The following is a 26,437-nucleotide window of genomic DNA, read 5'->3' on the forward strand; positions in this document are numbered from 1 at the left end:
CCGATGCCAGGCCACAGTGCTGCGGTTCCGGGGAGACGTTCCCCCACGGTCGCTCGGTCACAGGCTGACTCATCGGGGCCGTTCGACCCCGTTGACGCCTGCTTCCAGGGACTGGGGTGGGCGTGACCGCTGACAGCGAGAACCGATATCGAACGCCGAGACGCGGGGAAAATCGAGGCATCCGAGGCGACAGAAGAACTGCGTCATACAGAGATAATGACAGGAGTGGGTATTTAATATTGCTACCCTAAGTCGGAGATGCGTTACAGTCGGACCGGAATCCCCTTGCTGTCCAGATACTCTTTCGTCTCCTCGATGGAGTACTCGCCGAAGTGGAAGATAGAGGCCGCCAGTCCGGCGTCCGCGCCGGCGTCGACGAACACTTCCTCCATATCAGCGGGGCTACCACAGCCCGAAGAGGCGATGACCGGGGTCGAGACGGTGTCACAGACGGCCTGCATCAGCGGGATATCGTAGCCGTCCTTGGTTCCGTCGGCGTCGATGGAGTTGACGAACAATTCGCCGGCGCCGCGCTCTTCGGCCTCTGTGGCCCACTCGACGACGTCCAGTCCGGTCCCTTCGCGGCCGCCCTTGACGGTGCATTCGAACCAGCAGGACTCGCCGTTGACCTCGGTGTAGTGCTCACCTTCCGAATCGAAGCGACGGCGAGCGTCGACGGAGATGACGATACACTGGCTCCCGAAGGCCGCCGCGCCCTCGTTGATCAGGTCGGGTTCGGCGATAGCGCCGGAGTTGATCGACACCTTGTCCGCACCGGCCCGCAGCGTCTCTTTGATGTCGTCACGAGTGCGGATACCCCCGCCGACGGTCAGCGGGATGAACACCTCGTCGGCCACGGCCGACACTGTATCGAGCATCGTCTCGCGGCCCTCGGCGGAGGCGGTGATGTCCAGGAAGACGAACTCGTCGGCGCCGGACTCGTTGTAGGCCTTGGCCATCTCTACCGGGTCGCCGGTGTACTCCAGGTCTTCGAAGTTGACTCCCGTGTACACCGCCGCGTCCCCGTTCTCGTCCACGTCGACGTCGATACAGGGGATGATCCGTTTCGTGAGCGTCATTCGATACCTGTGGGTTCGACGCAACGCCGTTTGACCGTTTCGACTGGTGCAAGTGTCTGGCCGAGCACGCAGTGACAATCCGACAGCTACACGTACGACGCACCAGAACCACCGCTTATGGCAGACGACCACCACGAGGAGGACCGGCCGGATTACGACCCCGAACACGTCGAACTGCCCGCGCGAGAACCGCCGCTTCGGTCGACGGCCCCACAGAGCCCGTTCACCATGTCGCAGGTCGGGACAGGGCTCGGCGTCCTGCTGGTCGGACTGGTGCTTACGTTCGGTATCGCGCTGGCGCTGGCCTGAGCAGGTCGGTATGACCACGTCGGCCGCCAGGGATATCATTTCTGATACTTCTGGGGAGAGTATATAGGTTTCCGCGCGAATAACTGTTGTACAATGTCGCCCCAGTCAGGCGCGAGTACAGCGGTCGCAACGGGAACGTCAGTGGCGACCGCTGGGACGCGCGCTGGCCGAGAGGCGACCAGCGCTGCTCGTGACCGACTGGACGCCGAGCGGGTGGACTTCTGTCAGGTGTTTGCCAGCTCTGGGTTCGACCCCGAAGCCGTTCTGGCGGGCGTGAATGCGCTCGTCGACGACGAGACAGCCGTTGTCGGCTGCACGGCTGGCGGAACGTTCACTGAAGAGCGAACGATGGATGCCGGCGTGGCCGTCACGCTCGTTACCAGTGATTCGTTCCGGTTCGATACGGCCCTTGCCGCCGGTCTCAGCGAGAACACCCGTGGGGCTGTCAGAGATGCTGTCCGAGCGCTTCCCGAAGATATCGAGGAACCCTACCAGTCAGCGATCGTCCTCCACGACGGGCTGTCGGGCGTCGGTGAACAGTTGTCGCTGTCAGTCCAGCGACGGCTTGGCCCCTATGTCGAATTCGCAGGTGGGGCAGCGTCTGACGGTCTCCGGATGGAGTCGACACCAGTGTTTTGCGATGAGTCGGTTGTCGACGACGCAGTCGTTATCGTACTCGTCTCCGGCGAAAAGCGTCCGATCATTACCGTCAATCACGGCCACAGCCCCATCTCAGAGCCGTGGGAGGTAACCGAGGTCTCCGGGAACGTGGTTCACGAACTCGACGGTGAACCAGCGTTTGCGGTATGGAAAGACGCTGTTCGAGACCACGCTGTGGAGACATCGGGGGTAGCCGTCGACGACGTCCCAGTCGGGTCAGCGGCGCTCAGGAAGCTCATGGTCGAATACCTGTTCGGTATCGACCAGGGTGAAACCTACAAGATCCGCTGGCCCCGGACTGCGATTGAAGAGACTGGCGCACTGCAGTTTGCCGTCGATATTCCGGAGGGAACTGTCCTCCGCGTAATGCATGGCAACAAAGCTGACCAGATCGCGTCCGCCGAACAGGCTGCTGCCGACGCTGTCTCGCTGTGTGACGGTCCCATCGCTGGCGCGTTCGTCTACGACTGCGCGTGTCGTCAGATTCTCTTCGACGACGCGTTTTCGGCGACTGTCGATGGTATCACATCGACCCTGTCGGCCCCAGTTGCTGGGTTTGAGACGTACGGAGAGCTGTGTATGCAGGCCGGACAACTCAGTGGCTTTCACAACACGACAACGGTGCTCTTTGCACTGCCGGAGTAACAGATGAATCGAACAGGACTCGTCTCAAAGTTCGCAGAAACGGTCGGCATCGAGAAGGCGTCGGCTATCGTCGACGACGCGATGGCTGACCTGGGTATCAGTGGCGACACGGAGATAGACGACACGGATGCACAGGATATCTGTGATATAATCCAGCACAACAACGAGGGATACGTCGCACTCGTCGCGAGTGAACTCCGCGTGCAGCTGGCGGCACAGGAACGGTTTGACGCGCTCCTGGGGAACATCCCAAACCCGGCTGTCGTCGTCGAGTTTGAGCAGCGAGAACCGTACGTCAAGTCGATCAACGAAGCGTTCGCGGACACGTTCGGCTACGACCAGACGGATGCAGTCGGAACGGAGCTTCGGACACTCCTCGCGCCGCCCGGAGCCGACTCCGAAGTCATCAGGGCAGACTGGTGGGAACAGACCGGCCAGTCGGAGCAAGAGGTCAGGCGGACGACTGCATCAGGCGAGATACGGACCTACCTGTTCCGGAGTACCATCGTCACCCGTGACAGCAGCCAGCTGGAAGGGTACGGGATATACACCGACATCACTGAACGGAAGCGCCGCGAACAACAGCTGAAACACCAGAACGAGCGGCTTGACGAGTTTGTCAGTATCGTCAGCCACGACCTTCGGAACCCGTTGAACGTCGCATCCGGCCGCACCCACCTCCTGCTCGGCGACATCGAGGATGCGGCTGTTCGGGAGGGGTTACAGGAGGTCGCCGCGGCACACGAGCGGATGGCACGGATCCTCGATGACACGCTGACGCTCGCTCGTCAGGGGCGGGTCGTCGGAGAGACCACGAGCGTCTCCATCGAAGCCGTCGCAGCCGACGCGTGGCAACAGGTCGAAACCGGGGACGCAACGCTTACCATCGAAACCGACGCGACCATCGAGGCGGACGCCGAGCGCCTCCAGCAGCTATTCGAGAATCTCTACCGGAACGCCATCGAGCACGCGGGCGCGGAATGCACCGTCGTCGTTTCCGCGCCCGAGACACATGAGAACGGGTTCTCCATCGCCGACGACGGCCCCGGCATTTCACCGGACGACCGTGAGCTAGTGTTCGAACACGGCTACTCGACGAACTCGGACGGGACAGGGTTCGGCCTGTCGATCGTTCAGAGCATCGCCGAAGCGCACGGCTGGTCGGTCGCAGTCTCGGAGAGCGAGAGGGGCGGTGCGCGGTTCGATGTCCGCTGGTAATCAGGCCAGTTCGTCTTCGATGACCGACCGCAGGTCGGCGATGTCCGCAGCGTTGTACGCCATCGTCTCGTCGTTGACCGTAATATCGAGTCCGTTCGAGTCGTTCGCCTCGCCCAGTTCCGTCACTGGGGCGACGCCGTCGAAGGCCTCCCGGACCGCCGCCGGGTCGGTCGTCTCGAACACGACCCGGCCGGGCCGCTCGTTGAACAGGAGTCGAGCCGGGGTACCGTGCTCGGTGGTCCCGATTCCGACCGACGCACCGGCGTCCTCGTGGACCATCTCGGCCAGCGTTACCGCGAGGCCGCCGTGGCTCACGTCGTGGCTCGCCAGTACGTGGTCGGCGTCGGCGACCTCGACAATCGTCTCGACAACGTCCGTTGAGTCCGCCGGGAGGGCGGGGAAGCGGTCGGTCCCGCCGAACTGCGCGGTGTACTCGGAGCCGCCGAGTCGCGGGTCGGCCTCGCCTTCCAGCGCGGTGTCACCGACGACGACGAGCGTTCCCTCGCCGGACAGCGACAGCGGCGGGGCATCGTAGCCCTCCTTGACGCCGACCAGCGCGAGCGTCGGTGTGGGGGGAATCGGTCCGTCCTGGGAATCGTTGTACAAGGAGACGTTCCCCCCGACCACCGGCACGTCAAGGTCGCTGCACATGTCCGCCAGGCCGTCGACAATGCCTTTGAAGCCGCCGTACACGTCAGGCTTCTCGGGGTTGCCGCCGTTCAGACAGTCCACAGCCGCATGGGGTGTCGCGCCCTTCGCGGCGACGTTCGTGGCGTTTTCCAGCGCGACGGCGCGTGCACCTTCGTACGGCGCGGCGTCGGTCCAGTTGGGGTCCGCGCCGGCAGAGAACGCCAGTCCGGTCCCGGCCTCACGGATGGCGAGCAGTGCGGCGTCGTCGCCGGGCAGGACGCTCGTGCGGACCTGCACCTCGTGGTCGTACTGGCGGTACACCCACCGCTTCGAGGCGCAGTTCGGGCTGCTGACGATCTCCTCGAAGGCTTCCTCCAGCGCGACCGTTGGCAGGTCTCGTTCCTCTCTCGGCGGCGCGTCGCTGGGCAGGTCGTTCATCGGCGCGCCCTCACCGAGGAACTCCGCGTCCACGTCGACGACCGTCTCGTCCTCGAACGTGCAGACGTAGTTCGTGCCCGGCTCGGTGAGTTCGCCGATGACCGAACAGCCGAGGTCGTATCGCTCGGCGAGTTCGGCCACGCGGTCGACGTTCTCCGGCGCGACCTCGTACACCATCCGCTCCTGGCTCTCTGCGAGGAGAATCTCCATGGCGTTCATGTTCGGTTCACGCTGGTGGACGCGGTCGAGTTCGATACGTGCACCGAGGCCGCCCTTGGCGACCAGTTCGGACGACGCGCCGCCGAGGCCAGCGGCCCCAAGGTCGCGGGCCGACTCGACGAGTTCCTCGTCCAGCAGCGCCTCGTTGCACTCGACGAGTAGCTTCTCCGAGTACGGGTCGCCGACCTGCACGGCCGGTCGGTCCTCCGTTTCAGCGTCCTCCGCGAGGTCCTCGCTGGCGAAGGACGCCCCGCCGAGCCCGTCTCGCCCCGTCGCGTTGCCGACGAGAACGAGCTTGTTGCCCGGCTTCTGGGCCTCGGCGGTGATGGTCCGCTCGGGCTCCAGCAGGCCGATACAGGACACGTTCACGAGCGGGTTCCCCTCGTAGTCGTCGTGGAAGGCGACGCTGCCGGCCACTGTCGGGACGCCGATGCAGTTCCCGTAGTGGGAGATGCCCTCGACGACGCCCTCGAAGAGATAGCGGGAGTGCTCACGGTCGAAATCGCCGAAGTACAGACAGTCAGCCAGCGCGATGGGGTAGGCCCCCATCGACAGCGTGTCGCGGACGATCCCGCCCACGCCGGTCGCTGCCCCGTCGAACGGGTCGACGTAGGACGGGTGGTTGTGGGACTCGACGCCCATCGTGATGTACATCTCCTCGCCGTCGCCGTGGGACGGCAGGGAGACGACGGCTGCGTCGTCGCCGGGGCCGATGACGACCTGATCGCCTTCGGAGTCGAACGCCGACAGCAGGGGGCGAGAGGAGCGATACGCGCAGTGTTCGCTCCAGAGGTTCTCGAAGAGAGCGGCCTCCGCCCGTGTCGGCTCCCGACCGATCTCCTCGACCACGAGTTCGTGGTCCGCGTCGGACAGGCTCATTACCTCCTCGTGGCCGCCCACAAGATAAGTCCCTTTCCATGCACCCGCGCTGGCAGGACGCGAACGTCCGGCAGCACACAACTCGCACCTGTCGAGGCGAGCGCCTGTTCAACAACCCGACACACCGTCCATAGCTGAGACTCACAGCTGAATACGAGTGGGCACCGGCATCGGCTATGGACTTTCAGGAGGGACAATATTGGTCTTTAGAATAGCTATCCCGCGTACAATTACCTCAAAATCTCTGGAGAGCCCATATCTCTCTCCTTTTCAAATCAGATAACTGGCCCTCGCAGTATATATGGCCGCTAGCCATACCCGAATGCAGTATGGGTGCTGCCGACGGTGACTGGCTGACGCTGGAAGGGAGTTCTTTCTCCGGCCGGTCCTTCTCCAGCGTGTGGGCGGTGGCGCTGGCGACCTACGGCGTCGGGGACGTGGTTACCACCATCGCCATCGTCTATTTCGTGCCGACGTTCACCGAGGCGAATCCCGCGATCCGGTGGGCGATCCAGTCGTTCGGCGGCGGCGGCTTCCTCGGCCTCAAACTCCTCGTGATATACTGCTGTCTCGGCGTGAGCATCTGGGGCGGCGTGCTCGAAGAAGACCCGTTGCTCTACTACGGTCCGCCGGTGCTTCTGACAGTGATGGGGCTCGCCGTGACCGGGTTCAACCTCAATCTGCTGTTTTCCTGAGGAACCGCCGTTTTACTGCCGGACTATTCAGCCGTCGCGTTGCCCGCGGTGGTCCCGTCCGACTGGTTGTTAGCCGGAGTCTCTGTCGGAGTTTCGGACAGGAGCGCGCTCGGCGGTGGGGAGGCACTGCCGCCGCTTTCGGTCGAAGTGGCGTCAGTTCCGTCCGGTGTCGACTCCGTCGGGCTTGGCGTCATCTCGGTGGCGGGCTCAGAAGTCGCGTCGCTGTTGTCGGTGAGACCGAGGGTCCCAACGCCAGCACCGACGACGGCGAGTAAAACGAGAAGGACCAGTCCCAGAAGCCGCTTGTTGTAGGTTCCGTCCGCATCCCGAAAGATATCGCTATCCATCTCGGCTCCGCCTCCGGCGGGCCGCGACGCCGCACTGTAAGTACTCCGATACCATCGTTTTTTGATAGGTTGTTGCTTTCTGTCGTGGAGGGACCCTCCACTATCCCACCAAGCCACCGATATCCCACCCAGTCGGCTCAGCTTACGATATGTCGCCCAGCAAACCGTATAACGTTTTCCATGTACTCAGCCGTCAGAACGGCACGCTCTCGTCGGACGATTCGTCCGCATCGTCCGTCCGGAGTTCACCGGTTTTCCGGTACCGCGTTTCGAGTTGCTGGAGTTTGTCGTTGATACTCGTACTCTGGTGGTGGCCAGGGCTCACGCGGACGCGGACAAGGTCGTACTCGTGGCGGTCCGACAGCCCGTTCCAGGCGCGAAACGCGCCGACAGTCAGCGTGTCGCTCTGGGGGCAGAACTCGGTCGTCGGCGTGAACTCGGCTCGCAACACGCTCCTGTCGTCCGTCTCACGGCCGTAGCGGAAGCCCGCGTCCGGGTGCCGATGGTCGAGGTTCAGCCGTGCGAGGTTGTACCCGAAAGTCATGTCGTACACGCCGCGCTCGTCGAACAGGTCCATCGTGAGTCGGTGGAACGCGGCGTGGTCGGTGCCGGTCAGTACTGCTGTCTCAGACAGGAACGGGCCGGGGTCAGGGTTGTGTTCGGGAACGAACGTCCCGTAGCTATCGAACCCGACGTCTGAGCCGCCACGGAGGCCGGAGAGAAGGCTCATACTGAATCGAACGGGCGGCATCCATCAGGACCTACTCCCGAACGTGTTCGGGGGAACCCCCTCACCGACGCCCGGCGAACGCTCAGGTGATGCCAGCAACCACACTCGACCTGCGCGAGACGCCGCCGCCGGAGCGACACTCGAAGATACACGACTCCTTCGAGGCGCTGTCCTCAGGGGAGACGCTTCGGATTATCAACGATCACGAGCCAAAGCCGCTGTTCTACGAGATGCAAGCCGAGGTCGAGGCGTTCGACGCGGCGAATTATCGGTGCGAGCAGGACGGCCCACAGAAGTTCGTCGCCGACCTTCCGAAACAATGAGCGAATCTACCGTCACAGAAACGGAGCGAGCAACGCTCGACGGCGACGGGGACGGCCGGACGAGGTTGTTCGACGGGGAGCCAAAGACCATCCGGTTGACACTCGATGCGGGCGAGTCGATTCCGGCCCACAAGCATCCCGGTCGGGACATCGTGTTCCTCCTCCGTTCGGGCGCCGTGGACCTGACGCTCGGCGACGAGACGGTGTCGCTCTCTCCCGGCGACGTCGTCCGGTTCGACGGTGACCAGGACATCTCCCCCGCCGCAACGGCGGACAGCGAGGCACTGCTCGTTTTGGCGTCGTCGGAGTAGGCTCACTCGAACAGGGAAATCGCGGTTTCGATCCGCTCGTCGTCCGCACTCCTCGCCGCGTCCTGTAGAGTTGCCCGGGGGACGGCGAGCAATCGGTCGACGAGCCGTTCGCTCAGTTTTTCGACCGCAAGCTGCTGGTCAGCCGTCAGTTCACCGTCCTGCTGTAGCTGTGACAGCGTCCGTTCGAGTTGCTCCCGCTGAATCTTCGCACCACGGCTGTCGATACGAGCGATCGCTTCTTCGACGTCGACAGGCGGCTCCGTGTTCTGATTCATCTGTGCCAGATGACTGTCACTGTCGCGTCGTCGGTCTCAACACTTTCGTACTCGTATCCTCTGTCCTCGAGTTTCGGGTAGAGGTGCTGTGGGGCGCGGTCGTTGAACTGGACGAGGACGATGTCGTCGTCAAGGTCCGCAAGCCGCTCTAGTGTCTGCTTGAGCGGCTTTGGCGGCCCCAGCGACTGCACATCGAGGCGTTCCGTCGGCGCGTCACCGGGCGCACCAGTTTCCGAAATCAGGGCCGCGATTTGCTCTGTTGGCTGGTGGTTCGACGTCATGTGTTCGCGTTCGGTTGTGAACGGGCCGACCCTTTCCCCGAACATATTCGGCCACATTGCCAGCAGGGACAAGGTCGTACTACACAGCAATGAGCGGAATACCTGCCGACGTGGACGCAGACGCCGCCCCGCCGATGACGGTCCCGCTGCGTCATTTCGTCGTCGCGCTGGCGTTTCTGGTCGCCGGTGTCACCGTCGGCGTCGTCGAGGGCCGTGCTGGCCACCTCGCACAGGTCCACCTCCTGCTCGCGGGGTGGGTCTGTCTCACCATCATGGGCGCACTGACGCAGTTCGTCCCGGTCTGGTGTGGCATCGAACTCCACTCGCGCCGCCTCGCTGCAGCGCAGTTACCACTCGCTGCGGTCGGGTTCGCGGGTCTGGCCGCTGGCTTCCTGACAGCGACTCCTGCCCTGCTACCGGTCGCCGGCGCGTTCGCGCTGATCGGCGTCTGGACGCTCTGTTACAACATCGGACGGACGCTACTCGCTGCGGAGCCCGACGTCACGGCGATTCATTTCGGCTGGGCACTGGTGTTTTTCGCCCTCGTGACGGCCGCCGGGATAGTGTTGGCGCTGGATCACGCTGCCGGCGTCCTCCCGATTTTGGGAATCGGCCGGCAGGGGCTCTTGCTGGCCCACGGGACACTCGCCGTGTTCGGTGCTGTCCTGACGACTGTCGCGGGTGCACTGGCACAGCTCGCCCCGATGTTCACGCAGGCCGACACAGGCAGGGTCGATGCAGCGGTCCAGCGGGCGGAGACGGCCGTCTATCCGTTCGGCGTTCTTGCGCTCGCCGGCGGTCGCCTAGTTGGGTCACCCGTTCTGGCCCGGTTCGGCGCAGTTCTCGTCGCTGCTGGCCTTGGCGTGGTGGCGGTGCTCTTGGCGCGACAGCTCGTCGGGGCGCGTGTCGAGTGGTCCCCGATGTTGACCCGATACAGCGTCGCAGCGCTGTCGCTGTTTCTCTGGGCCGGACTGACGGTGTTCGCGTGGTGGAACGACCCGCTGGCGTACGCCGGGCTGCTCGGTCAGCCGTCGACGGTGCTGCTCGTCGGCGGCGTCGGCTTCGTCGTCCTCGGGACGCTGTATCACGTCGTCCCGTTTATCGTCTGGGTCCACCGGTACAGCGACCGCCTCGGCTTCGAGGACGTGCCGATGGTCGATGACCTGTACGACCACCGAATCGCGGCAATAGATGGTGTGGCGCTGACAGTTGCGTACGGCCTCCTCGTGAGCAATCAGTGGCTCGAGACACCGGACAGCACGGCGTTAGTCGCCGGGGCGCTCGCGTTTTTCGGGACTGTCCTGTTCGCGGGGAACCTCGTCGCCGTCCTCGTCGAACACAGCCCGCAATCGCTACCAACACTCCTGACCGGTCGTGGACGCACGCCCGCCGAGGACCCGTAACTCAGTTCGTCGTGGTCGGCTGGTCAGTATACACCGAGTAGGTCAGAATAAAGAACCCAGCAGCGGTGAACAGTTCTTCGACAGTGACGCTCTGTGCGACCGGCATGCCGACGAACTGGTGGAGGCTGCCGCCGAGTATTGCACCCAGTGTGACGAACCCGATACCGAGACAGAGCGCTCGCATCGCCGGTGCCCGAGTGCGGCGGTATGCGCGGTATGTCAACGTCGTCAGTATCACACCGCAGAACAGCGTGACTGTCTTCATCCCGATTAACAACACTGCGTTCGCTCCAAGCATGGCTCTGATTGACACGTCCTGATAAATATACCGTCCGTAGCGTTTCCAGTCGGTGAGAATACCAGTGTCACGACACGATACGGACCAGTTGCCCGCTCCGGCCGAAATCGAGAAGCGAGAGGCGACGAGATTGCTGCGCGGGTACGTCGCGTGGTCACTACCGAACGTACAGCGAGTACAGGATGATACCCAGGCCGATGGCCGTCAGTGAACTCGACGTGAAGACGCTCACGGAGAGCAGTTGCTGACCGAGATACCTGCCGACAACGATATCGAGAACGCCACCAATAAATGCGCCAAGGGTCACCACACCGAACCCGTAGGTGAGCCACTTGTGCTGGGGGCTTTTCGTCCGGCTGTACGCCTGATACGAGTAGTACGTAATCAGTCCGCCAAGAATGAGGATCAGTGTCTTCGAGACGACGATGCCGACCTGTGAACTTGGAATGTGTACCATGGTTATGTCTCCTTTCGCACCTCGGACCAGAGGTTTTCGAGCCGTTGGTCCGGCGTCCGAGCGCGGTGTGAGATGTCGACGGTGAGCGACAGTTCCTCGTCGAGACTGATGACGACCTCCTCAAAGTCGATCGCGTATCGGCTCGCGTGTTGGCCGTCCGACCGGACTTCGACGCCCTCGTACAGCAACGAGGACTCGGTCAGTAGTTCGAGCTTTCGGTAGGTCGTCGATAGCGGTACGCCGCTCCGGTCGGATATCTCGCTCGCCGTCAACGGTTCCTCCAGTACGCTGACAATGGCGCGACAGTCCTCGTCGTCGAGTGCGTCGAGGACCGTCTGTAACTCCGGCGTCTCCTCGTCAGCGAAGGGGTCCCGGACCATCCTTGCTCGACACTGCCCGCCCAAGACGTTTAATGTAACCGACTTGGGAGCGCTTACCGCCCGATACAGCCGACGTTTCCGCCACACAGCACGCAATATATGGGGGACTTATCTGTAACCGTGCCCCGGTTCCCAGTAACTGAGAACGGTTCTGCCGGCCTGAGAACTGGCTTTGGGGGTTTATACTGTGGTGTCTTAGCCCCAGTTGCTTATGGAAGACCAGATCGGCGCACCCGGATCGGGCATCTCCCGTCGTGACTTCGTGAAAGCCTCCGGCCTCGGTGGCACGGTCGCGCTTGCGGGCTGTACCGCCCCGGGTGAGGTTCCAACCGAAGAGTCAGTCGACACCGGCACGACCCCGGCACAGTCAGACAGCGACCTCCCGACGACGTCGCCCCCGGAAATCGTCAACGTCGACGAGCAAGGTGGTGAAGTGACGCTCTCCTCCGTCCCGGCCAAACACGAGGCCCATCCCGGCGAGTCGATGGGCGGCCCCGTCGAACTCCCGAAGGTGTGGGCGTTCAAAGCCGACGACGGCGAACCGAGCGTCCCGGGCCCGATTCTCCGGACGACGGAGGGCGAGGACATGGAGGTTACGTTCGACAACACGGACGGCATGCGCCCGCATACGGTCCACTTCCACGCCGTCCAGAAGCAGTGGGAAGACGACGGCGTCCCGACGACCACGGGCATCCGCATCGACCCCGGCGAGAAGCACACCTACACGATCCCCGCGAACGTGACGGGCACGCATCTCTATCACTGCCACTACCAGACTCACCGCCACATCGACATGGGGATGTACGGCATCTTCCGCGTCGACCCGAAGGGCTACGAACCGGCCGACAAGGAGTACTTCATGACGCTGAAGGAGTGGGACTCCCGACTCAACCGTCAGATGGCCGGCATGGACGCCAGCTACGATGTTCGCAACCGTCGCCCCGATACGTTCACGGTCAACGGCAAGTCCGCGCCGCGGACGCTGCATCCCGAGGACGGCTCGCCGATCATCGTCGAGCAGGGCGACACGGTGCGTATCCACATGTGTAATAACGGGTACATGGACCACCCGATGCACATTCACAACCACCGGTTCCAGGTGACCCACAAGGACGGCGGGAAGATTCCGGAAGCCGCCCGCCACGACCAGGACATCACCAGCATCCCGCCCGCCGGTCGGCACACTATCGAGTTCGAGGCCGACGCCGACCCCGGCATCTACCTCGCGCACTGTCACAAGGTCAGCCACGCGATGAACGGGACCTCCTACCCCGGTGGGATGATCACCGGTGTCGTCTACAAGGAGGCGATGGACACCGACATCTTCAAACAGCTGATGGACTACGCCGGCTACGAAGCGTAAGACGGCGTTTCGATAGGCTGCGTGAGTTGATTGGTCTTTTCGCGGGACATCTCGGCTACATTCGAATAGCAGACTTTCCTTTTAAGCCACGCAGGCACGACCCGTTAGTAAATCAGATACTGCTATACCAAAATTCGGAGTTCGGCTATTGCGACCACTTCCGGCAGCCACGAGCAACTCGACTGTGACCGCTATCCTCCAGTCTCACTCTGTGCTTGCACAGCTCCCGCCCAGCGTCTGGACGGCAAACGCTGTATTCCAATCGAACTGAAACGCCGTTGACCGAGTGGTTCCCAGTAGCTGAGAACACGCTAGTCCCGTTTTTCTTGGGGAGTCTAACAGAGGGGTATGGAAGAGTTCGACCACGAGGTAGACGCCCCGCGCGGCGCAACGAGTCGCGAGTGGGAGGTGTTCGTCCGCGAGGACACGGCGGACCCGCTCACCCACGTCGGCAGTGTCAGCGCGCCGTCCGCCGACATCGCCAGAGAGCAGGCAGCGTCGCTGTTCGCGCGGACGGCCGTCACACTGTGGTTGTGTCCCGCCGACAAGACCCGCCGCTACCAGACGGACGAGGCGACGCTCGGAACGGGGAACGCGGGGGACGACGCCACTATGAGCGTCGACGAGATGGAGTCGGAGACGCTCCGGGGTGAAAACCGATGATTTCGGTCTCGAAACTGCTCTGTGACCTCGACGCTGAGGGGGACGGCCTCCGGTACGACGCGGCCAACGAGTCGACCAAACGCCAGATCCGGGACGAGAAGCAGCGCCGGCCCGTCGTCGTCTGGAACGTCACCAAGCAGTGCAACCTCTACTGTGATCACTGCTATGCTGCCGCCGACACCGAAATCGCCGACGGGGAGCTCTCGACCGCGGAGGGGAAAGCGCTGCTCGATGACCTGGCCGACTACGGCGCGCCGGTGGTGCTGTTCTCCGGCGGCGAGCCGCTCGTCCGGCAGGACCTCGAAGAACTGGTCGCCTACGCGAACGAGGTCGGCGTCCGACCGGTGCTTTCGACCAACGGGACGCTCATCACCGAAGAGCGCGCCCGGTCGCTCAAGGACGCCGGGCTGAAATACGCTGGCGTCTCAGTCGACGGGCTGCCGGAGCGAAACGACGACTTCCGCGGGGTCGACGGCGCGTTCGAGGGCGCGGTTCAGGGGATAGAGAACTGCCTCGACGCGGGCCTGAAGACCGGACTCCGGTACACGATAACCGAGCGCAACGCCGCGGACCTGGAGGGCGTCGTCGACCTGCTGACTGACGTGGGCGTGGACCGCTTCTGCTTCTACCACCTGGACTACGGCGGCCGCGGGACCGAGATTGTCGACGCCGATCTCACGCCCGAGGACCGCCGGCAGGCGGTGAAGCGAGTCTGTGACATGACTCGCGAGTACCACGACCGCGGCGAGGAGATCGAGACGCTGCTGGTCGGGAACTACGCCGACGCGGCCTACCTCGTCGAGTACGCCCGCGAGCACATGAGCGACGCACAGGCCCAGCGGGTGTACGAGTACCTGCGGGTCAACGGCGGGGACCCGACCGGCGAACGCGTCGCCGACGTGGACTATCAGGGCAACGTCCACCTCACGCAGTTCTGGCAGGGGTACTCGCTGGGGAACGTCCGCGACCGCTCGTTCGGCGCTATCTGGGAGGACGAGTCGAACCCGCTTCTGACGGCACTCCGCAACCGCGAAGAGCACCTCACGGGGAAATGCGCCGACTGCCGCTACGCCGAGGTCTGCCGCGGGGCCTCCCGGCTCCGGGCGCTCACCGTGGAAGACGACCTGTTCGCCCCGGACCCGCAGTGTTACCTGGAAGACGAGGAGATCCACGGGTCGCCGCCGTTCGACACCGGTGAGCGCTCGGTGGCGAGCGGGAGCTCGGCCGACTGAGTCGGCAGCGTCTAACCCCATTTTAATCCCCACCAAGCTGAGGGGGCTCACTCATTCCTGCACACCAGTAATTGCAACATGCGACCGTCGATTGACGGTCGTATCGTCGGGAAGCACACGCTCAGTCTCGTGGGACAGATGGGCGTTCTTCGGGCACTCGGCCGCCTTGGACACGGCGGCCGGTTTGTTCTCTGTGAGAACGGGGGCGGACCGGGGCGTTTTTGCCCTGCCCCCCGTTATCGATACCTGTGCAGTCGGTTGAGCTACACGCGCACTCGTCGCTGTCGTACGACGGCCGGGACCCGGTCGAGCTCCTCTTAGAGCAAGCCAGCGCCGTCGGACTGGACGCGCTGGCCGTGACTGACCACGACGAAATCGACGCCAGCCTCCGGGCGGCCGAACTCGCCCCGGAGTACGGCCTCGTCGGGATTCCCGGGATGGAGGTCACATGTGCCGCCGGACACGTCCTCGCTCTGGGGATTCAGGAGGCGATTCCGCCACACCTTCCGTTCGAGGAGACGCTCGACCGCATTCGCGATCAGGGGGGACTCGCAGTCGTCCCACACCCGTTTCAGGAGTCCCGCCACGGCGTGCTGGAACACATCTCGAAGGCCGAACTTGCGACCGCCGATGCTATCGAAGTGTACAACTCGCGGCTGTTGACCGGACGGTCGAACCGGCAGGCCGAGCGGTTCGCCCGTCGCAACGGGTTGCCGATGACCGCCGGCAGTGACGCCCACATCGCGGAGATGGTCGGGCAGGCAGTCACCAACGTCGGCACGGACGAACGAACGGCCGACGCGATTCTCGACGCCATCCGCCAGGGCGAGACGACTGTCGAGGGCAAGCGGACGCCGTGGCGGATTAGCTTCCGGCAGGCCGCCGGCGGGGCGAAGCGACGCGTCAAGAACGGCATTGCGGAACTACTGCAGTGATGCAGGGAGCTGACCCAGATACCGTCGCCGACGCCCTCGACAGCGGCGACGCGCTGCCGGGAAGCGGCGGGTTCGCGGGCGAACTGGACGGAACGCTCCTCCGGGACGTTCTCGGGCGATACCCGCTGTTCGTGGAGCGGACTGTTTCTGACGGGGAGCCTCTCGACCCCGGGCAGTGGAGCCGCGACCCGACCGCGCTGGCCGATCCGCGGTTGTTCCCCGCCGGTCATATTCGGGACGACAACGGGACCCGGCAGCGGTGGTCGCTCCCGTCGCCCGACCCGTTCAGCGACCGCGAGACAGCCATCAATCGGGTTCGCGAGGCTGTCGAGACGAGCATCGACGCCGTCGACACTGATTCTCTCGCTATCGCGTTCTCAGGCGGTGTGGACTCGGCGCTGCTCGCGGCTCGTCTCGACGCGCCGCTGTACGTCGCGGGCTTCCCGGACAGTCACGACGTTGAGGCCGCTCGGTCGGCCGCCGACCTGCTGAGGACCGAGGTCCGTGTGGTCGAACTGACTCACGAGGCTATCGAGCGGGCGGTCCCCGAAATCGCACACGCCACCGGTCGAACCAACGCCATGGCGGTCCAAATTGCGCTCCCGCTGTATCTCGCCGCGGAACGGGTCGCCGCCGACGGCTTCGACCGGCTGGCGCTCGGCCAGGGAGCCGACGAGCTGTTCGGTGGCTACGCAAAAGTCGCAAAGGCCCCCGAGGACCCCCGCGTAGAAGCCGACACCGTCCGCGGGGCACAGCGGGAGGTCATCGGCTCGCTCCCCGACCAGTTGGAGCGGGACGTGCTCGCACTGCGGGCCGCCGGCGTCGAGCCGGTGACACCGCTGTTACACGACCGCGTTGTCGAGGCCGCGCTCCGACTGGACGGCGAGCTGCTCGTGGACGGCGAGACGCGGAAGGTCGCGCTCCGGGCGGCAGCGCGCGGATCACTCCCCGACGAGATCGCAAACCGGGACAAGAAGGCCGCACAGTACGGCTCACTCGCCGCCCGGGAACTGGACCGTCTGGCCCGACAGGCCGGCTACAAGCGCCGGATGGACGACCACGTCACGCAGTACGTCGAGTCGCTCGTGGAATGACACGGGCGGTGTCCTTGCAGTCAGCCCCGTGAATAATAATATGTAATTAGGTTTTAGTGTGCGGCGTCGATAGTTGTTCTCGAATGATAGGTGTTCGATGTGAACGCCGCCCCAGCGAATCCCTGGCAGTACAGTGGGGTGGGCCGTAATGACACAACACCGGCGGTCAGTCGTCAAAGCCGTGAGCTACCGACTATTCGCGACCAGCGTCGTGTTCGGCATCGCCTTCCTGTTTACCGGTGAACTCGGGTCGTCTGCGAAAATCGGGCTTTCAGCGGCGGCTGCTAAGACAGTCCTGTACTACGTGTGGGAACGACTCTGGGCGAACATCGACTGGGGAGTCAGTGAGGCGTAAGTCACTCGCCGACAGCACCGATTGCCTGCTGGCCGACCTCGAGGACGTCTGCCGGGAGTTCATCGCTCCGATTCTGTAGGTCATTAGCAGAGAACCATTCCCAGTCCTCGGCCGGCTGTTCGCCCGGCCCCGGCGCGATATCGCGGGTATCCGCCCGGCCGTAGAAGATGAAGTCGATGTGTTGGTGGCCGACCTCGCCTTCGGCGTTGACGTTGATATCCTCAAGCAAGAAGTGCTGTGGCTGGGGCATCGACTGGACCGTTTCGCTTTCGATGTCCTGCTGTGGGGCAATGAGGGCCACGTCGAGGCCCAGTTCCTCGCGCGTCTCGCGGAGCGCGGCCTCGTGGGGGAGTTCGTCGCGGTCGATGTGGCCGCCGGCGGGCAGCCACATGTCGAGCTTACTGTGTTCGTGGAGCGCGACACAACCCTCGCTAACGACGTAGACGGTTGCGACAAAATGCCGAGTAGTTTCCATACCGACGGCACGGCACAGTCGGTGGTTTAGGTTACGATACCGGTTACGGGTGGATGTTGTCCTCAGCTTCCAGCAGTTCGTGGTAGCGGTTGCGGATGGTGACCTCGGAGATATTGGCCACTTCGCTGACCTCGCTCTGAGTTACCTTCTCGTTGGTGAGCAGCGAGGCGGCGTACACCGCAGCGGCGGCGAGGCCGACCGGCGACTTCCCGGAGTGGACGCCCTCTTGCTTGGCGTTCTGGAGCAGCTGGCGGGCGCGCCGTTCGACCTCCTCGGAGAGGTCGAGGTCCGACGCGAACCGCGGGACGTAGCTCTCGGGGTCTGCCGGCTGGATTTCGAGGCTGAGTTCGCGGACCACGTAACGATAGGTCCGGGCGATTTCGTCTTTCTCGACGCGGGAAACGCCGGCAATCTCATCGAGCGACCGCGGCGTCCCGGCCTGTCGCGCGGCGGCGTACAGCGACGCCGTCGAGACGCCTTCGATGGAGCGGCCGGGCAGCAGGTCCTCGTCCAGTGCGCGACGGTAGATGACGCTGGCCGTCTCGCGGACGTTCTCGGGCAGTCCGAGGGCACTCGCCATGCGGTCGATTTCGCCGAGGGCCTGTTTGAGGTTGCGCTCCTTGGAGTCGCGGGTACGGAACCGCTCGTTCCAGGTGCGCAGTCGCTGCATCTTCTCGCGCTGGCGCGAGGACAGGGAATTGCCGTACGCGTCCTTGTCCTGCCAGCCGATGTTGGTCGAGAGGCCCTTGTCGTGCATCATGTTCGTCGTCGGCGCACCGACACGGGATTTCTCGTCTTTCTCCTTCGAATCGAACGCGCGCCACTCGGGACCGGGGTCGATCTCGTCCTCCTCGACGACCAGCCCACAGTCCTCACACACCGTTTCACCGCGCTCGCTGTCGGACAGTAACGACCCGTTACACTCCGGACAGACGAGCGTCTCCGACTCCTCTTCGTCCGTCTGCTCTGTCTCCGTCTCGCGCTCGTTCGAGTATCGGCGGATGCTGGTATCGGTCATTTGTTGGGGGTGGGACAACCGGGTATCGTACCCGAAAAACGTGTTGTAGCCTACTGTTGTATCTACGGCGACTTAAAACTTTTGTCCGTTTCAGAAGTCCAATTTTCCGAAGGGGAAACAAGAGTTGGCAATTCTTGTGTATTCGCTTCCACAATTATTAACTATGCTATATATCTGCCCGGTGTTTCGAAACGCTTACCGCGCATCCAGCACTCCGGCCCGACATGAGCGACCCCGCCGTCGATCCCGAGGAGGTCCGGCACGTCGCCGACCTCGCCCGTGTCGACCTCGCAGACGACGAGATCGAGCGGTTCACCGAGCAGTTTGGCGACATCCTCGACGCGTTCGAAGCGCTCGACGACGTCCCAGAGACAGAACGGGAGGCTGACCTCTCGAACGTGATGCGCCCCGACGAGACACGCGAGAGCCTCTCGCAGGAGGACGCGCTCCGGAACGCCAGTGATACCGAAGAAGGGCAGTTCAAAGGGCCGAAGGTGTCGTAGATGACGGCGTACAACGGCTACATCACCGACGAGACCATCGAGGGCGCGGACGACGGCCCGCTGGCGGACAAGACCGTCGCGGTCAAGGACAACATCTCCACCGAGGGCGTCCGGACGACCTGCGGTTCGGCGATGCTCGAAGACTACGTCCCGCCGTACGACGCAACGGTCGTCGAGCGCCTGAAAGACGCCGGCGCGACCATCCCCGGCAAGACGAACATGGACGAGTTCGGGATGGGGACGACCACCGAGACGTCGGCGTTCGGGCCCGTTGAGAACCCCGTCGCCGAGGGCCGGGTGCCGGGCGGTTCCTCCGGTGGCTCGGCCGCTGTCGTCGCCGCCGGCGACGCCGACCTCGCGCTGGGGAGTGACACCGGCGGCTCTATCCGCTGTCCGGCCGCCTTCTGTGGCGTCGTCGGTATCAAGCCGACCTACGGGCTGGTTTCCCGATACGGCCTCGTCGCCTACGCCAACAGCCTCGAACAGATCGGCCCCATCGCGCCGTCTGTTGAGGGCGCTGCGGAACTGCTGGATGTCATCGCCGGGCCGGACGAACACGACGCGACGACGCAGGAAGCGCCCGAGAGCGACGGCTCCTACGCGGCGGCCGCCGACGGCGACGTCGACGGACTCTCTATCGGCGTTCCGACGGAACTGCTGGACGGGGCCGACGAGGACGTCGTCGAGACGTTCTGGGCGGCGATGGACGACCTCGAAGCACAGGGTGCGAGCTACCACGAGGTCGACCTCCCCTCCGTCGAACACGCTGTCGAGGCGTACTACGTCATCGCGATGTCCGAGGCCTCCTCGAACCTCGCGCGGTTCGACGGCGTCCGGTACGGGCAGTCCGGCGGCTACGACGGCAACTGGAACGAGTCGTTCGCGAACGCCCGTGAGGAAGGCTTCGGCGAGGAGGTCAAGCGTCGGATTCTCCTCGGAACCTACGCCCTCTCGGCGGGCTACCACGACAAGTACTACAAGAAGGCGCAGGACGCCCGCGCGTGGGTCAAACAGGACTTCGATGAGGCGCTTGAGGACGCCGACGTGCTCGCCTCACCCACGATGCCCGTGCCGCCGATGAAACGCGGCGAGAGTTTGGACGACCCGCTCACGATGTATCTGGCCGACGCCAACACGACCCCGGTGAACCTCGCGAACCTCCCGGCCGTCTCCGTCCCCGCCGGCGAAACCGACGACGGGCTACCTGTGGGGCTGCAACTGGTCGGCCCGGCGTTTGGTGAACGCGAAATAATTCGGGCCGGCAGCGCGCTGGCCTGAGGCAGGGCCGGACCCTCCCGTACGCTTTTTGTTCGTCATAACGAACGAACAATTATGGCTCCCCGCCCGTCCACTACGTGGTCCCTCCGCGCACGTCTCCTCGCGCTCGTCGTGGTGCTCGTCGCCTTCGACGCCGTGGCTGTCGCCGTCGCGTACGTGCTGGGCCACGTCGCGTTCGGTCTCCTGCCGCTGGTCGGCTACGATACCGGGACGCTGTTCTGGACGATGGGGTTCGATATCGTGCCGCTGTGGCCCGTCGTCCTCGTCGGGACGCCGCTCGTGCTCGCCGTCCAGTCCATCTACGGCTACCGGATGACGCTCCGGGATTCCGGAACAACTGCGACCGAATCTAGGGCGTCCAATCCTGAATCTGTCGACGCGATGCGGGCGAAGATACGGCGTAGCGAAACCGCCGACCACCTCCGAGAGCGGGTGGCTCGGCTGGCACAGACGGCGGATATGGCGACACCGGACGTGACAGTCATCGACTCGGAGACGCCCAACAGCTACGTCGCCAGCCGGCCCGGCGAACAGACGCTGGTCGTGACCACGGCGCTCGTCGACCAGCTCGACGACGCGGAACTCGACGCCGTCATCGCCCACGAACTGGCCCACCTCAAGAACGGCGACGCGTTCGTCATGACTGCGGCCGCGTTCCTCCCGACCGTCAGCGCGCTGTTTACTCGCACGCTCGGAAAGACGCTGCAGTACTCGATGTTCTTCCACTGGTTCCTCGGCGGCGACGACGAGGACGGGACGTGGGTCGCTGGCGGGAACATTCACCTCGTGATGCTGCTCTTCGCTGTCATCGCGATACCGGTCACGGCGACGCTGTATCTCGCCAGCACAGCCTGCTACCGGCTCCTCTCACGGATTCGGGAGTACGCCGCGGACGCGGGCGGTGTCGCCATCTGTGGCTCCCCGGCAGCACTCGCCAGCGCGCTGGAGACGCTGACAGACGACCAGCGTCCGACCACAGACATCCGAACCGCCGAGACCGGGGTTCGAGAACTCTGTGTGATCCCACACGCCATTGCGTCCGACGAGCAAACTCCGCCGGAGGGGCGGGCCGAACGGCTCGCTCACCGCTGGCGGAGCGTCTCCGAGCGGCTGCTGCCCGGGTCGCATCCAGATGTCGCTGACCGCATCGCTGCTCTGGAGGACCACCAGTCCGCCCTCGACCGGCGCGGGCAGTCGTGACGAATGGGTACAGTTTACTCGCCGGCGACCCGAGAGAGCGTATGAGCGACGACGCCGAGGGGCGACTCAGCTGGCTCCACTGGCCAACGGTCCTGAAAGGGCTGGCGCTGGGAGTCGGGGCCGGCCTGATACTGGCCGTGTCACTGGGGGATTTCTATCTTGGAATACTGCTTGGCACACTCAACGGGCTCGCTTTCGGTATCGGCTGGTCGCACTCGCGGGCCTGAGTTACGCGACGCAGACGCTGTGCCGGCGACAGCTACAGCACGCTGTCGTACACGTCGGCTAGTTTGTCGATAGCGTGCTCGACGCTGATCACGTCCCGCCGGGCGAGACAGCGCTCCCGAAGGTGTTCGCGTTCGTTGAGGACGCGTTCGATAGCCCGACGGAAGCCGTCGATGTCGCCTTCGTCGTAGGAGTAGCCGGTTTCGCCGTCCTCGATAGTGTCGCTGAGTGCGCCAGCGTCGACACCGGCGACGGGCGTCCCACAGCAGTTGGCCTCCAGCGCGACCAGACCCTGCGTCTCCACGGGGCTGGGGAACGCGAACACGTCGAGTGTCGAGTACAGTTCGGGCAGTTCTGCACGGTCAAGAAATCCGAGAAACCGCACGTCGACGTCGCTGTGCTCGGCCGTCGCTTCGAGCGATTCACGGGCCGGGCCGTCACCGGCGAACACGACAGTCACGTCCAGCCCCTCGCAGGCGGTGATGATGTCCTCAAGGCACTTCTCGTAGCCGTGACGGCCGGTGTAGCCGACGATAGGGCTATCGGGGAGGTCGTAGCGGTCCCGGAAGTCGGCCGTGTCGACCGGTTCGAACACGGTCGTGTCGACGCCGTTCGGAACGACGGTCACTGTCGTATCGAGGCCGATAGCCTCCCGGAGGTGAGTCGCCGCGCGCTCGCTTGGCGCGATCACGGTGTCGGCACGGCCCAGGAACCAGCGTTCGTAGCTCTCGGCGCTGGAGCGGACCGCCGACTCGACAGCGCCGTTGAAAGAGACGTACTCGGCGTACTCGCTCGTCGGCGTGTGATACGACGCGACGAAGGGGACATCGAGTTTGCCGGCGAGTCGCTGGCCCGCCATCCCGAGGCTGAACGGAGTGTGGGCGTGGACCAGTTCGGCGTCCCGGACACCCTTCGGTATCTGTGGCATCCCCAGGCGAAACCCCTCGTAGAAGGGGAACGGAAGGCTCCGGACCGGATACTCGTTCTCTGATGGGTCGTGATTGCTTTTCGGGTAGACCACGCCCATGCGACCGCCGCGGTCGCGCCAGCGGTCCCGCCACGTCTGGACCGTGTAGGTCACCCCATTGACGGTCGGCAGGTACGTGTCGGTGAACGTCGCGACGTGCGGCAGTGTCATCGCCGCGGCGTAGCAGGACCAGGCCTTAAACCGTTGCCATTGGCACGCCATCAGTCAGACAGTTGTCACTATCTGGCGGGTGCCAGAGTTCTTTTGGGGGACCGTGGCACAGTTGAGGTAATGGATCGGGACGGCTGGCTGTACGCCTGGGCAATCGCATCGGTCGCGTTTGGCGCGGGCTCGTTGCTCGTTCCACTGTATTTCGTCGCCATCGGCGGCGAGACGTTCATGCTGGGCGTCCTCGCCGGGGTGGCCGCCGCCGCGGGTGCGCCGGGGGCACTCATCTTCGGACGCGTCGCTGACAAAACGGGGAAGCGCCGGTCGCTCGTCCTCCTCGCACTGGGGCTGGCGACTTCCGCGTTGTTGCTCGTCTCGCTCACCGAACAGCCGTGGCTGGTCATCGTCGGCAACGGCCTGCTGTGGTTCGCGGCCGGCGCTGCCGCGCCGGTGCTGACGCTGCTTGTCACCACCGGAACCGTCGAGCGGGACTGGCCGGCCCGGTTCGCCGTCCTGAACCGCTACCAGGGCTGGGGCTGGGCCGGCGGGTTAGTCCTCGGTCTCGTGTGGACGGCGCTGCTCTCCGGACCACTCGGAGAGATCCCCGCACAGCAGTCGCTGCTGTGGCTGTGTGCGGCCGCCGTTGGCCTGTCGGTGTTCTTCGGGGCGAAGTGGCTGCCGTCCGACCCCGACGAACTCGACCGGCCGCGGGCCAGTCGGATGGCGCGGGCCATCGCCCGGTCGCGCCGGCTCCCGGTCCGAAGTGCGACGTTCCCGGTCGGTCCGGGGCGACTGTACTGGCTCACGCGGTCGATGCGTCCCCGCGAAGTCGCGGCCCGGTTCTCCCCGTCGCTGACCATCTACTTCGGTGCCGTCGTCGCTTTTTTCCTCGGCTTCGGCGTGTTCTGGGGGCCGTTACCGCTGTATCTCTCGCGGACGCTCGGCTACGAGTCGGGACTCGTCTTCGCGCTGTATCTCGTCTCCAGCGTCGGCTCGGCGCTGTGGTACGACCGCGCTGGCGCACTCGCCGAACGCTACAGCCCGAGCGGGCTCCAGGTCGGGGGCCTGCTGGCCCGCGCCGCGCTTCATCCGGCTGTCGCCGTCGTGGGGCTCCTGCTATCTGCGACGCTCGCGGGCACGATCATCAACGGCGTCGTGTTCGTCCTCATCGGCGTCGCCTGGGCCGTCATCGCCGTCACCGCGGCCAGCGTCGTCACCCAGCTCGCGCCGTCGGCCATCCGCGGCGAGGCGCTCGGCATCTACACCGCCGTCTCCGGGCTGGCGAGCGGCGTCGGGTCGCTACTGGGCGGCTGGCTCGGCGGCTACGACTTCCTGCTCGCGTTCGCCGTCGCTGGCGCGCTGGTGCTGGTCGGCGCGGTGCTGGTCGCGGTCGTCTGGCGGCGCTCGCCGTCGGTGTCTGTCAACAGCGAACCGCTATCGGCATAACAATCGCTTCGACCGCTCGAGCCATCTGCCTCGATCCGCTCAGGCCAGTTCTTCGTACGTCTCGACCAGCCGCCGGCCGACCCGTTCCAGGCTGTGCTCTCTGGCCGTCTCTTTGGCGTTCTCGCCCAGTCGCTCCCGCAGGTCGGGATTCTCGGCGAGACGCTCCAGCGCCTCGCGGAACTCCGCTTCGTCCGCACAGATGAGGCAGTCGTGGCCGTCCTCGTAGTACTCCCGGAACACCGGAATGTCCGAGAGGACGACCGCCTTCCCGCAGGCCATCGCCTCTAGCACGGCGATGCCCTGGTTCTCGGCCTTCGTCGGGAACAGGTACACGTCGCCGGCCCCGAACGCCCCGCGGATGTCCTCGATCCATCCGGTGAAGGTCACGTTCTCGGGCGGGTCGTTCACCCACCGCGAGACGGTCCTGGAGGCCTGTGGCCCGGCGTCGTAGGGGCCGAACCACGCGAAGTCGTGCTTCGTCTCTTGGGCGAGTTCACAGAACGTCGTCAGCCCCTTGCGCTCGAAGACGTTGCCGACGGCGAAGACGACCATCCCGTCGAGGTCGTAGCGCCGCCGGTAGTCCTCGCGCAGGTCCTCGTAGCCCGCCAGCGCGTCGATGTCGACGCCGTTCGACATCGGCTGTATGGGCGCGTCGACGGGATAGGATTCGAGTATGTTCTTCGTGTATTCGGAGGGGCAGAGCACGAGGTCAGCCTGGGAGTAGAACCACTTCAAATAGCGACCCAGCGCCGGCGCGACCAGGTTCGACCCGCGGAAACTGTCCCGGAAGTCCTCGCGGGTGACGTGAGCGTGCAGGACGAGCGGGATGTCCGCCTGCGCCGCGTGCTGTGCCACGGCGACGGAGCCGGGTCCGATCATGTTGCAGTGGGCGATGTCGAACTCGCGGAACACCGGGTCGTTGAAGGCGATATTGCCACCCAGTGCCCACGCCGGATGGCCCTCCTGCCAGGGCGTCGTCTCCACCTCGATGTCGGTCTCGGACAGCGCCGCCCGCTGGTGGTCCACGGCGGTGCCGATGCCCGACCGGTCGAGGCGGTCGGCCAGTTCGAGATAGTTCAGGACGCGCACGTCTCGGGCAACTCTGTCGGGGCCGAAAATCCTATCGACTTCACTTGTGGAGGGTGTGATTAGAAGCGTTTACTTACCAAACAAACGTTCAGAACAGCCAGAAAGCCCCCGCGCTATCGACTCCCGCGGCTCGCTGTGCGCTTCCCTCGCTCACTCCGTTCACTCAGTCCAGTGCTTGCTTCACCGGGGTTCGTCGATAGCGCGGCCCCTTTCAGTCCCACCCGTGTCGGCTGGTCGAACAGTCACAGGTGGGACTGAAAGGGGCGAGACGCTGGGCGTTCGAGACGAAGCAAGCACTGCATGAGCGACGGTAGGGAGCGAAGAAGCGCGCAGCGAGTGCGCGGCGCTCCGCGCCGCGACCACTCGAACGGCGAGCGAAGCGAGCCGTGAGAGTCGCAGTAGCCCAGCGTCTCGGGGCTTTCCGGCTGTTCACAAAGCTACCAAATCGTACGGCGACCATTGCTAGCTCGTTCGGAAGGCATTTTCCCGCCGCCGACCCAGTACCGCCAATGACGGACGAGGCGACCATCGCCCGCGAGCGGATCGAGCGCCTCCAGTCGCTCGCTCGCGAGGCCGTCCAGGCCGGCAACGAGGAGCGCGCCCGGTCGTACGTCCGCCGGGCTCGCCGGGTCGCCGAACGCCACCGGCTGCGCCTGCCGCGGTCGTTCGAGCGGTCGACGTGTGACGCCTGCGACACGTACCTGCTGCACGGACACAACGCCCGATCCCGGACCCAGTCCGGCCACGTCGTCATTACGTGTGACTGTGGGTCACAGTCCCGCTATCCGTACGACTGAGGATTCTTTACGACTGCTGGTTTTAAGGGGCTGTCTTCGCTAAACGGTGTAC

Annotated in this window: 32 protein-coding genes; 19 read left to right on the forward strand and 13 right to left on the reverse strand. The window is 64.6% G+C overall.

The window, feature by feature from the left end:
- Positions 1-263: 263 nt before the first annotated feature.
- Positions 264-1,079 carry an imidazole glycerol phosphate synthase subunit HisF gene (hisF, locus tag Har1131_RS08010; RefSeq protein WP_129755313.1) on the reverse strand — a complete coding sequence of 272 codons (816 nt, stop codon included), beginning with the start codon at positions 1,077-1,079 and terminating at the stop codon, positions 264-266.
- 117 nt (positions 1,080-1,196) lie between these two features.
- Between hisF and Har1131_RS08015 the strand changes: the two genes are divergently transcribed.
- The 3 genes from Har1131_RS08015 to Har1131_RS08025 all read left to right on the forward strand — a co-directional run bounded on the left by Har1131_RS08015 (position 1,197) and on the right by Har1131_RS08025 (position 3,911).
- On the forward strand, positions 1,197-1,388 hold the full coding sequence (locus Har1131_RS08015) for a hypothetical protein (protein WP_004591771.1): 192 nt from the start codon (positions 1,197-1,199) through the stop codon (positions 1,386-1,388).
- A gap of 93 nt (positions 1,389-1,481) precedes the next feature.
- Positions 1,482-2,693, forward strand: a complete 1,212-nt coding sequence (locus Har1131_RS08020) for an FIST signal transduction protein (RefSeq protein ID WP_064287582.1) — start codon at positions 1,482-1,484, stop codon at positions 2,691-2,693.
- A gap of 3 nt (positions 2,694-2,696) precedes the next feature.
- The gene (locus Har1131_RS08025; RefSeq protein ID WP_050036736.1) at positions 2,697-3,911 is read left to right on the forward strand and encodes a HAMP domain-containing sensor histidine kinase; all 1,215 of its coding nucleotides are present in this window, start codon (positions 2,697-2,699) and stop codon (positions 3,909-3,911) included.
- Here the strand turns inward: Har1131_RS08025 and purL are convergent, their stop codons facing one another.
- A complete protein-coding gene (gene purL, locus Har1131_RS08030; protein WP_151145868.1) occupies positions 3,912-6,077 on the reverse strand; it encodes a phosphoribosylformylglycinamidine synthase subunit PurL in 2,166 nt (721 codons plus the stop codon).
- A gap of 329 nt (positions 6,078-6,406) precedes the next feature.
- On the opposite strand from purL, the gene Har1131_RS08035 reads away from it, so the two are divergent.
- Complete coding sequence (locus Har1131_RS08035; protein ID WP_008313166.1) at positions 6,407-6,772, forward strand: hypothetical protein; 366 nt, start codon at positions 6,407-6,409, stop codon at positions 6,770-6,772.
- Positions 6,773-6,795: 23 nt separating this feature from the next.
- Here the strand turns inward: Har1131_RS08035 and Har1131_RS08040 are convergent, their stop codons facing one another.
- Entirely contained in the window at positions 6,796-7,119 is a 324-nt protein-coding gene (locus tag Har1131_RS08040; RefSeq protein WP_008313168.1) for a hypothetical protein, read from the reverse strand.
- Positions 7,120-7,312: 193 nt separating this feature from the next.
- Positions 7,313-7,849 (reverse strand): hypothetical protein, encoded by a 537-nt coding sequence (locus Har1131_RS08045; protein WP_008313170.1) that lies wholly within the window; start codon positions 7,847-7,849, stop codon positions 7,313-7,315.
- A gap of 89 nt (positions 7,850-7,938) precedes the next feature.
- On the opposite strand from Har1131_RS08045, the gene Har1131_RS08050 reads away from it, so the two are divergent.
- Together Har1131_RS08050 and Har1131_RS08055 are read left to right on the forward strand one after the other, a co-directional pair.
- On the forward strand, positions 7,939-8,172 hold the full coding sequence (locus Har1131_RS08050; RefSeq protein WP_008313171.1) for a DUF2249 domain-containing protein: 234 nt from the start codon (positions 7,939-7,941) through the stop codon (positions 8,170-8,172).
- Entirely contained in the window at positions 8,169-8,483 is a 315-nt protein-coding gene (locus Har1131_RS08055) for a cupin domain-containing protein (protein WP_014040731.1), read from the forward strand. The genes Har1131_RS08050 and Har1131_RS08055 overlap by 4 nt, the downstream gene beginning before the upstream one ends.
- A gap of 2 nt (positions 8,484-8,485) precedes the next feature.
- Here the strand turns inward: Har1131_RS08055 and Har1131_RS08060 are convergent, their stop codons facing one another.
- Both Har1131_RS08060 and Har1131_RS08065 read right to left on the reverse strand, forming a co-directional pair.
- Positions 8,486-8,758, reverse strand: a complete 273-nt coding sequence (locus Har1131_RS08060; RefSeq protein WP_014040730.1) for a glutamyl-tRNA reductase — start codon at positions 8,756-8,758, stop codon at positions 8,486-8,488.
- A complete protein-coding gene (locus tag Har1131_RS08065; RefSeq protein WP_014040729.1) occupies positions 8,755-9,039 on the reverse strand; it encodes a DUF2249 domain-containing protein in 285 nt (94 codons plus the stop codon). Before Har1131_RS08065 ends, Har1131_RS08060 begins: the two co-directional genes overlap by 4 nt.
- Before the next feature lie 89 nt (positions 9,040-9,128).
- Between Har1131_RS08065 and Har1131_RS08070 the strand changes: the two genes are divergently transcribed.
- Positions 9,129-10,442 carry a hypothetical protein gene (locus Har1131_RS08070; RefSeq protein WP_151145871.1) on the forward strand — a complete coding sequence of 438 codons (1,314 nt, stop codon included), beginning with the start codon at positions 9,129-9,131 and terminating at the stop codon, positions 10,440-10,442.
- Position 10,443: 1 nt separating this feature from the next.
- Here Har1131_RS08070 and Har1131_RS08075 read toward each other — a convergent pair whose 3' ends face one another.
- The 3 genes from Har1131_RS08075 to Har1131_RS08085 all read right to left on the reverse strand — a co-directional run bounded on the left by Har1131_RS08075 (position 10,444) and on the right by Har1131_RS08085 (position 11,577).
- A complete protein-coding gene (locus tag Har1131_RS08075) occupies positions 10,444-10,740 on the reverse strand; it encodes a hypothetical protein (RefSeq protein ID WP_023843329.1) in 297 nt (98 codons plus the stop codon).
- Positions 10,741-10,897: 157 nt separating this feature from the next.
- Entirely contained in the window at positions 10,898-11,197 is a 300-nt protein-coding gene (locus Har1131_RS08080; RefSeq protein WP_014040726.1) for a hypothetical protein, read from the reverse strand.
- Between the two features lie 2 nt (positions 11,198-11,199).
- Entirely contained in the window at positions 11,200-11,577 is a 378-nt protein-coding gene (locus Har1131_RS08085) for a helix-turn-helix domain-containing protein (protein ID WP_004591803.1), read from the reverse strand.
- Positions 11,578-11,788: 211 nt separating this feature from the next.
- Between Har1131_RS08085 and Har1131_RS08090 the strand changes: the two genes are divergently transcribed.
- From Har1131_RS08090 to Har1131_RS08115, 6 genes are all read left to right on the forward strand, one after another.
- Positions 11,789-12,940 (forward strand): multicopper oxidase domain-containing protein, encoded by a 1,152-nt coding sequence (locus Har1131_RS08090; RefSeq protein WP_151145874.1) that lies wholly within the window; start codon positions 11,789-11,791, stop codon positions 12,938-12,940.
- Between the two features lie 348 nt (positions 12,941-13,288).
- Positions 13,289-13,603: an Htur_1727 family rSAM-partnered candidate RiPP gene (locus Har1131_RS08095; protein WP_151103533.1), complete on the forward strand. Its 315-nt coding sequence runs from the start codon at positions 13,289-13,291 to the stop codon at positions 13,601-13,603.
- Positions 13,600-14,835 (forward strand): TIGR04347 family pseudo-SAM/SPASM protein, encoded by a 1,236-nt coding sequence (locus Har1131_RS08100; protein WP_151103532.1) that lies wholly within the window; start codon positions 13,600-13,602, stop codon positions 14,833-14,835. The genes Har1131_RS08095 and Har1131_RS08100 overlap by 4 nt, the downstream gene beginning before the upstream one ends.
- A gap of 248 nt (positions 14,836-15,083) precedes the next feature.
- Complete coding sequence (locus Har1131_RS08105) at positions 15,084-15,770, forward strand: PHP domain-containing protein (RefSeq protein ID WP_014040722.1); 687 nt, start codon at positions 15,084-15,086, stop codon at positions 15,768-15,770.
- The gene (locus Har1131_RS08110) at positions 15,770-16,864 is read left to right on the forward strand and encodes an asparagine synthase C-terminal domain-containing protein (RefSeq protein WP_151145877.1); all 1,095 of its coding nucleotides are present in this window, start codon (positions 15,770-15,772) and stop codon (positions 16,862-16,864) included. Before Har1131_RS08105 ends, Har1131_RS08110 begins: the two co-directional genes overlap by 1 nt.
- A 148-nt stretch (positions 16,865-17,012) precedes the next feature.
- The gene (locus Har1131_RS08115; RefSeq protein ID WP_050036731.1) at positions 17,013-17,219 is read left to right on the forward strand and encodes a DUF2061 domain-containing protein; all 207 of its coding nucleotides are present in this window, start codon (positions 17,013-17,015) and stop codon (positions 17,217-17,219) included.
- Between the two features lies 1 nt (position 17,220).
- Here Har1131_RS08115 and Har1131_RS08120 read toward each other — a convergent pair whose 3' ends face one another.
- A complete protein-coding gene (locus Har1131_RS08120) occupies positions 17,221-17,694 on the reverse strand; it encodes an NUDIX hydrolase (RefSeq protein WP_050036730.1) in 474 nt (157 codons plus the stop codon).
- Positions 17,695-17,737: 43 nt separating this feature from the next.
- Positions 17,738-18,712 (reverse strand): transcription initiation factor IIB family protein, encoded by a 975-nt coding sequence (locus Har1131_RS08125; RefSeq protein WP_008313196.1) that lies wholly within the window; start codon positions 18,710-18,712, stop codon positions 17,738-17,740.
- Positions 18,713-18,936: 224 nt separating this feature from the next.
- On the opposite strand from Har1131_RS08125, the gene gatC reads away from it, so the two are divergent.
- Genes gatC through Har1131_RS08145 form a run of 4 tightly spaced genes read left to right on the forward strand, consistent with a single transcriptional unit; the run spans position 18,937 to position 21,920 of the window.
- Positions 18,937-19,215 (forward strand): Asp-tRNA(Asn)/Glu-tRNA(Gln) amidotransferase subunit GatC, encoded by a 279-nt coding sequence (gene gatC / locus Har1131_RS08130; RefSeq protein ID WP_008313198.1) that lies wholly within the window; start codon positions 18,937-18,939, stop codon positions 19,213-19,215.
- Positions 19,216-20,493, forward strand: coding sequence for an Asp-tRNA(Asn)/Glu-tRNA(Gln) amidotransferase subunit GatA (gene gatA, locus Har1131_RS08135; protein ID WP_014040717.1), 1,278 nt, complete (start codon positions 19,216-19,218; stop codon positions 20,491-20,493).
- A 54-nt stretch (positions 20,494-20,547) separates the two neighbouring features.
- Positions 20,548-21,693 carry a M48 family metallopeptidase gene (locus Har1131_RS08140; protein WP_151145881.1) on the forward strand — a complete coding sequence of 382 codons (1,146 nt, stop codon included), beginning with the start codon at positions 20,548-20,550 and terminating at the stop codon, positions 21,691-21,693.
- A 41-nt stretch (positions 21,694-21,734) separates the two neighbouring features.
- Positions 21,735-21,920 carry a hypothetical protein gene (locus Har1131_RS08145; protein WP_044951910.1) on the forward strand — a complete coding sequence of 62 codons (186 nt, stop codon included), beginning with the start codon at positions 21,735-21,737 and terminating at the stop codon, positions 21,918-21,920.
- 32 nt (positions 21,921-21,952) lie between these two features.
- Here the strand turns inward: Har1131_RS08145 and Har1131_RS08150 are convergent, their stop codons facing one another.
- Positions 21,953-23,056: a glycosyltransferase gene (locus Har1131_RS08150; RefSeq protein ID WP_050036727.1), complete on the reverse strand. Its 1,104-nt coding sequence runs from the start codon at positions 23,054-23,056 to the stop codon at positions 21,953-21,955.
- 120 nt (positions 23,057-23,176) lie between these two features.
- Between Har1131_RS08150 and Har1131_RS08155 the strand changes: the two genes are divergently transcribed.
- A complete protein-coding gene (locus Har1131_RS08155) occupies positions 23,177-24,499 on the forward strand; it encodes an MFS transporter (RefSeq protein ID WP_050036726.1) in 1,323 nt (440 codons plus the stop codon).
- Between the two features lie 39 nt (positions 24,500-24,538).
- On the opposite strand, the gene Har1131_RS08160 is transcribed toward Har1131_RS08155, so the two are convergent.
- The gene (locus Har1131_RS08160) at positions 24,539-25,588 is read right to left on the reverse strand and encodes a glycosyltransferase family 4 protein (RefSeq protein WP_050036725.1); all 1,050 of its coding nucleotides are present in this window, start codon (positions 25,586-25,588) and stop codon (positions 24,539-24,541) included.
- 509 nt (positions 25,589-26,097) lie between these two features.
- Between Har1131_RS08160 and Har1131_RS08165 the strand changes: the two genes are divergently transcribed.
- Positions 26,098-26,385, forward strand: coding sequence for a ribonuclease P protein component 4 (locus Har1131_RS08165; RefSeq protein ID WP_005538431.1), 288 nt, complete (start codon positions 26,098-26,100; stop codon positions 26,383-26,385).
- Positions 26,386-26,437: the final 52 nt, after the last annotated feature.

This window comes from Haloarcula sp. CBA1131 (genome assembly GCF_008728975.1).
GTDB lineage: Archaea > Halobacteriota > Halobacteria > Halobacteriales > Haloarculaceae > Haloarcula > Haloarcula hispanica.